The organism is Vibrio sp. 2132-1 (genome assembly GCF_033344315.1).
The window spans coordinates 1-777 of the sequence record NZ_JAWPON010000239.1 but is presented as its reverse complement, the minus strand read 5'-3'; the positions used below and the strand labels follow the sequence as shown (position 1 = coordinate 777).

Sequence of the window (777 nt, the reverse complement as noted above, 5' to 3'; positions counted from 1 at the left end):
CGAGTTGAGACATGATTTCTGGCATACCAGTAAGGTAAGCAAAGAACGCTGCCGACGCGGTTGCGAACATAAACACGTTACCTAGGTAAGTTTTTGAACCTAGTAACGCTTTAATATCCGCAGACATGCTGGTTTGTTTGATTTCGGCTTGTTCGTTCTTTTGTGCCATGGTGGCAGCAACGAGCACCACACCAACAAGCGTTAATGCGATAAAAATACTGTGCCAACCAAAGCAATCCGCTAAAACCACACCCAGTTGAGGTGCAAGTGCTGGTGATAGTGCCACCAACGGCATGATGGTTGCAAAAATTTGCTGGCTACTGCTGGAGTAACGCTTGATTACCATCGCTTGCCAGATAACCGCAGGAGCACACACGCCGATTGCTTGCACAAAGCGCAGTGTCAGTAGCTGCCAAACTTCATCGCAGAATGCTAAGCCGAATGAGGCAATGGTAAAGAGTACCAGACCTGCGGCCAGCGTATTGCGGTGACCAAATTTATCCGATGCCAATCCCCACATCAACTGACCAAAAGCCATACCTACAAGAAATACGGTCAGAGAAAGTGCGATTTGTTCGGGACCTGTAGCAAAGTCGATTTCCATCGCTTTGAACGCAGGTAAGTACATGTCAGTGGCAACAAAGCCAAGCATGGATAAAGCTGCAAGATAAACGAGCTGTAGTTTTGATATTTTCATGATTCAACCAATCAAATTATTTAATCATTTTTTAATCAATATCAGTTGGCGCCAACCCTGATTTATTTACCTTATTATTC

General features: G+C 44.9%; 1 protein-coding gene. It reads right to left on the bottom strand.

From position 1 onward, the window contains the following. Positions 1-697, bottom strand: a 697-nt coding sequence (locus R8N47_RS24675; RefSeq protein ID WP_318186034.1) for a Bcr/CflA family efflux MFS transporter, incomplete at its 3' end; no start/stop codon positions are given. Positions 698-777: the final 80 nt, after the last annotated feature.